The sequence below is a fragment of the Cryobacterium sp. 10I5 genome, from assembly GCF_035019865.1.
Taxonomy (GTDB): domain Bacteria; phylum Actinomycetota; class Actinomycetes; order Actinomycetales; family Microbacteriaceae; genus Cryobacterium; species Cryobacterium breve_A.
In genome coordinates, this window is sequence record NZ_JASJVI010000141.1 from 1 (window position 1) to 5,211 (window position 5,211).

Genomic DNA, 5,211 nt, shown 5'->3' on the forward strand with positions numbered 1-5,211 from the left:
CCCGAAACCCCGCCCAACCGAACCACCGAAGGGAACCCTGTGCAGCTTCACGATGTTCGAGTCCACCGCAGCGACGAAGACCTGGCCCGCACGGATCAGCTCGCCTGGAAGATCGCCGAGTGCGCGTCCGACCCGGTGGAGGTCTCCGCCGAGGTCACCGAGATGATCATCAACCGGGTCATCGACAATGCCGCCGTCGCAGCGGCGTCGCTCACCCGGCGACCGGTCGTCGCCGCGCGCTCGCAGGCGCTCGCGCATCCGCGATCCTTCAACGGCGTCGGCGCGACCGTGTTCGGCGAACAGCGTTCCCGCCGGGTCTCGCCGGAATGGGCGGCGTGGGCCAACGGCGTCGCCGTCCGCGAACTGGACTACCACGACACCTTCCTCGCCGCCGAGTACTCCCACCCCGGCGACAACATCCCGCCGGTCCTCGCCGTCGCCCAGCACCTCGCGGCCGCCCGCGGCCTGACCGGGCGGGATCTCGTGCGCGGGATCGCGACCGGCTACGAGATCCAGATCGACCTCGTGCGGGCGATCAGCCTGCACGCACACAAGATCGACCACGTCGCCCACCTCGGCCCGTCGGCCGCCGCCGGGATCGGCACGTTGCTCGGCCTCGACACCGAAACGATCTTCCAGGCCATCGGGCAGGCGCTGCACACCACGACGGCCACCCGGCAGTCCCGCAAGGGCGAGATCTCGAGCTGGAAGGCATACGCGCCCGCGTTCGCCGGCAAGATGGCCGTCGAATCCGTCGACCGCGCGATGCGCGGCGAGACGAGTCCGACGCCGATCTATGAGGGTGAGGACGGCGTCATCGCCTGGATGCTCGACGGTCCCGCCGCCTCGTACCAGGTCGCCCTGCCGGGCCGGGGCGAGGCCAAGCGGGCCATCCTCGACAGCTACACGAAGGAACACTCCGCTGAGTACCAGGCCCAGGCCCTCATCGACCTCGCCCGCAAGCTCTACCGCGAACACCCCGAACTCGCCGACCCGGCCAACATCGCCCGGATCGTGATCCACACGAGCCACCACACCCACAACGTGATCGGGTCCGGTGCGAACGACCCGCAGAAGTACGACCCGAGTGCGACCCGGGAGACCCTCGACCACTCGATCCCGTACATCTTCACCGTCGCGCTGCAGGACGGCAGCTGGCACCACGTCGATTCCTACCGGCCGGAACGGGCGAGCCGAGCGGACACCATCGCTCTCTGGAACAAGGTCACGACCGAGGAGGACCTCGAGTGGACCCGGCGCTACCACTCGGTGGACCCCGCGGAGAAGGCCTTCGGCGGGCGCGTCGAGATCGAGCTGGCCAACGGCAAGCGCATCGTCGACGAGCTCGCCGTTGCCGACGCGCATCCGCTCGGCGCCCGGCCCTTCGGCCGGGCGGAGTACATTGACAAGTTCCGCACGCTCGCCGCCGGCGTGCTCGAGGAGGGCGAGATCCTGCGCTTCCTCGACGCCGCCGAACGGCTTCCCGACCTCGCCGCCGACGACCTCGACCAGCTCACGATCGTGGCCCGCAACGGCCTGCTCACCTCGGTCCCCATCCCGAACGGAATCTTCTGATGCTGTATTCGACCCGCACTCCCGCCGCCAAGCGCGAGGGCTTCCGCCGCGACCTGGCCAGCGGACGCCTGCTCCGCTTCCCCGGGGCGTTCAACCCGCTCTCCGCCCGCCTGATCGAGGCGAAGGGCTTCGAGGGCGTCTACATCTCAGGCGCAGTGCTCTCCGCAGACCTCGGCCTGCCCGACATCGGACTGACCACCCTCACCGAGGTCGCCGGGCGCAGCCAGCAGATCGCCCGGATGACCGACCTGCCCGCGATCGTGGACGCCGACACCGGCTTCGGCGAGCCGATGAACGTCGCGCGCACCGTGCAGACCCTCGAGGACGCCGGCCTCGCCGGCATGCACATCGAGGACCAGGTCAACCCGAAGCGCTGCGGCCACCTCGACGGCAAGCAGGTCGTCGACCTCGAGACGGCCTGCAAGCGCATCCGCGCGGCCGTCGATGCGCGCAGGGACCCGAACTTCCTCGTGATGGCGCGCACCGACATCCGTGCGGTCGACGGCCTCGCCGCGGCCGTGGACCGGGCGAAGGCGCTCGTCGACGCGGGCGCCGACGCGATCTTCCCGGAGGCGATGGCCTCGCTCGCCGAATTCGCGGCGATCCGTGCGGCCGTCGACGTGCCCGTGCTCGCGAACATGACCGAGTTCGGCAAGGGGGAGCTCTTCACCGTGCGGCAGCTCGCCGATGTCGGGATGAACCTCGTGATCTTCCCCGTCTCCCTGTTGCGCCTCGCGATGGGCGCCGCAGACCGCGGCCTCGACGCGATCATCGAACACGGCTCGCTCGAGTCGATGCTGCCCGAGATGCAGCACCGCTCGAAGCTCTACGAGCTGCTCGACTACGAGTCGTACAATCACTTCGACTCCGGCGTTTTCAACTTCACCCTCAACCCCACCCTGCCCGCCTAACACCCTGCCCGCGTAACCACGCACTCACCGCACGCGAAGGAGCGACATGAGTCAGAACGAACCAGCCGTCACCGAACCGACGGTCTACAAGGGCCTCGCCGGAATCGTGGTCGACCGCACCGGCGTCTCCAAGGTCAACGACCTGTCCAATTCCCTGCTCTACCGGGGCTACCCCGTGCAGGAACTCGCCGCGCAGAAGAGCTTCGAGGAGGTCACCTACCTGCTCTGGAACGGTGAGCTGCCGACGCCGGACGAGCTCGCCGCCTTCGAGGACGAGGAGCGGTCGCTCCGCCACCTCCAGCCCGCCGTGCGCCGCGTCATCGACGAGCTTCCCCTGACCGCGCACCCGATGGACGTCGTGCGGACCGCCGTGAGCCTGATCGGAGCCTTCGACCCGCAGGTCGACGACGCCTCGCCTGAGGCGAACAAGGCCAAGGGCCTCCGGCTCTGGTCCCAGATGCCCGCGATCGTCGCGTACGACCAGCGGCGCCGCCACGGGCTCGAACCGATCGAACCGCGCGACGACCTCGGCTACTCGGCGAACTTCCTGTTCATGACCTTCGGCGAGGTGCCGGAACTCGTCGTCGTCGAGGCCTTCGACGTGTCGATGATCATGTACGCCGACCACTCCTTCAACGCATCGACCTTCACCGCGCGCGTGATCACCTCCACGATGAGCGACCTGCACTCGGCGATCACCGGGGCGGTCGGCGCCCTCAAGGGTGCGCTGCACGGCGGCGCCAACGAAGCCGTGATGCACACGTTCGAGCAGATCGGCCTCGGCGAAGGCTCCGGCGAGCGGGCGGATGCCTGGCTCAAGGAGACCCTCGACGCCCACCGAAAGGTGATGGGTTTCGGCCACCGCGTCTACAAGCACGGCGACTCCCGGGTGCCGACGATGAAGACCGCGCTGCTCACCCTCGTCGAGCACTACCAGCGCCCCGACCTGATCGAGCTCTACGAGCGCCTCGCCGCAGGGATGAAGGAGCGCACCGGCATCCTGCCGAACCTCGACTACCCGTCCGGGCCGGCGTACTACCTGATGGGCTTCGACACCCTGACCTTCACGCCCCTCTTCGTGGCCGCCCGGATCGCCGGCTGGACCGCGCACATCATCGAGCAGACCGCCTCGAACTCCCTGATCCGGCCGCTCTCTCTCTACGACGGGCACCCGGAACGGCACCTCGCCGACGAAGCCGAACCCGATCTGCAGCCGGCCGGTGACCTACCATTGGACAATGGCATTCGACGCAGACGACTCAGCAACTGACACGACCGGCATCCAGCGGGAAATCCTCGGCTGGGAGGACTTCGCCGCTGCCTCGCGGCAACTGGCCGTCGACGTGCTGTCGAGCGGATTCCACCCGGACGTGGTGATCGCGATCGCGCGCGGCGGCCTGCTGCTCGCGGGCGCGATGTCCTATGCCCTCGGCACCAAGAACTGCGGCAGCATCAACGTGCAGTTCTACACCGGCGTCGACGAGCGCCTGCCCGAGCCCGTGCTCTCCGGGCCGATGCTCGACGCGCCGGCACTCGCCGGCCTCAGCGTGTTGCTCGTCGACGACGTCTCCGACTCCGGGCGCACCCTCGCCCTCGTGCTCGCGATGCTGCGCGAGTCGGCGGCCGAGGTGCGCTGCGCGACCCTGTACACCAAGCCGCGCACGGTCCTCATCCCGGACTACACCTGGCGGGAGACCGACGACTGGATCGTCTTCCCGTGGTCGGCGCTCCCGATCGTCGACGCGCCCGAAGTGACGGCCCTGCTGGCCCCCATCGTCGCGACCGTCGTCGCCCCCGCCGCAGTCGAGAATGTGGTCGTCGCGCCTGTCGTCGCGGGTGTCGTCGCATGAGCATCCACCTCGTCGGCGGCGGCTGGGCCGCCGAACACAGCGCGGCCGTGTTCGGCCCGTTCCTTGCCGAGGCGACCGTGCGTGCCACGGCGGCCGGTCGGGATGAACCCCGGATCGCGATCATCGCGGTGCGTGCGCCCCGCACTTCCGACGCGGACGACGCTGTCGACGACGCAGCCCAGCACGCCGCAACCCTGGCCGCCGCGCTCGGCTCGGCCGGGGTCTTCGAGGCGAAGATCACCGAACTCGCGCTGAGCGATGCGGCGACCCTGCCCGCGATCGCGGACGTCGACGGCATCATCGTCGGCGGTGGGCTCACTCCCGCCTACCTTGCCGCACTCACCCCGATCGCCGGCGAGATCCGCCGCCAGGTGTCCGCCGGCGTCCCGTACCTCGGCTACTCGGCCGGCGCCATGATCGCCGCGGAACGCGCCCTCGTCGGCGGCTGGCGTCTCGGCGAGGTCGAGGTCAGCGCAGAAGGGGCCTCGGAAGGCCTCGACGAACTCACCATCCAGCCCGGTATTGGCCTGCTCGACGTCACCGTCGACGTGCACGCCGCCCAGTGGGGAACCCTGTCCCGACTGATCGCCGCAACCGAAGCCGGCCTCATCGACGGCGGCCTCGCCGTCGACGAGAACACCGCGCTCATCGTCGGGGAGGGCGCCCTCCGCGTCGTCGGCTCCGGCAGCGTCTGGCGGGTCAGCCAGTCCGAGAACGGTGTGCTCGTCAGCACCTTCGGCGCCTAGGCCGTGACCGACGCCGGATCGATCGACCCCGGATCGATCGACCCCGGATCGATCGACCCCGGCTGGGCGGCGGCCCTCGCTCCCGCGGCGGGGGCGCTCGCCCAGGCGACCGGGTTCCTCGAGGCGGCG

The 5,211-nt window shown here is 69.8% G+C and carries 5 protein-coding genes; all 5 read left to right on the top strand.

All coding sequences use genetic code 11. The annotated features are described in order from the left end of the window. Nucleotides 1-39: 39 nt before the first annotated feature. The 5 genes from QN350_RS18830 to QN350_RS18850 are packed head-to-tail and all read left to right on the top strand — an operon-like array spanning nt 40 to nt 5,082. Nucleotides 40-1,575, top strand: a complete 1,536-nt coding sequence (locus QN350_RS18830; RefSeq protein ID WP_322139108.1) for an MmgE/PrpD family protein — start codon at nt 40-42, stop codon at nt 1,573-1,575. Continuing rightward, nucleotides 1,575-2,486, top strand: a complete 912-nt coding sequence (gene prpB / locus QN350_RS18835) for a methylisocitrate lyase (RefSeq protein ID WP_281534151.1) — start codon at nt 1,575-1,577, stop codon at nt 2,484-2,486. Before QN350_RS18830 ends, prpB begins: the two co-directional genes overlap by 1 nt. A 46-nt stretch (nt 2,487-2,532) precedes the next feature. Continuing rightward, nucleotides 2,533-3,756 (top strand): bifunctional 2-methylcitrate synthase/citrate synthase, encoded by a 1,224-nt coding sequence (locus QN350_RS18840; protein ID WP_281534152.1) that lies wholly within the window; start codon nt 2,533-2,535, stop codon nt 3,754-3,756. Continuing rightward, entirely contained in the window at nt 3,725-4,336 is a 612-nt protein-coding gene (locus tag QN350_RS18845; protein WP_322139109.1) for a phosphoribosyltransferase, read from the top strand. The genes QN350_RS18840 and QN350_RS18845 overlap by 32 nt, the downstream gene beginning before the upstream one ends. Further along, entirely contained in the window at nt 4,333-5,082 is a 750-nt protein-coding gene (locus tag QN350_RS18850) for a Type 1 glutamine amidotransferase-like domain-containing protein (protein WP_281534153.1), read from the top strand. The genes QN350_RS18845 and QN350_RS18850 overlap by 4 nt, the downstream gene beginning before the upstream one ends. Nucleotides 5,083-5,211: the final 129 nt, after the last annotated feature.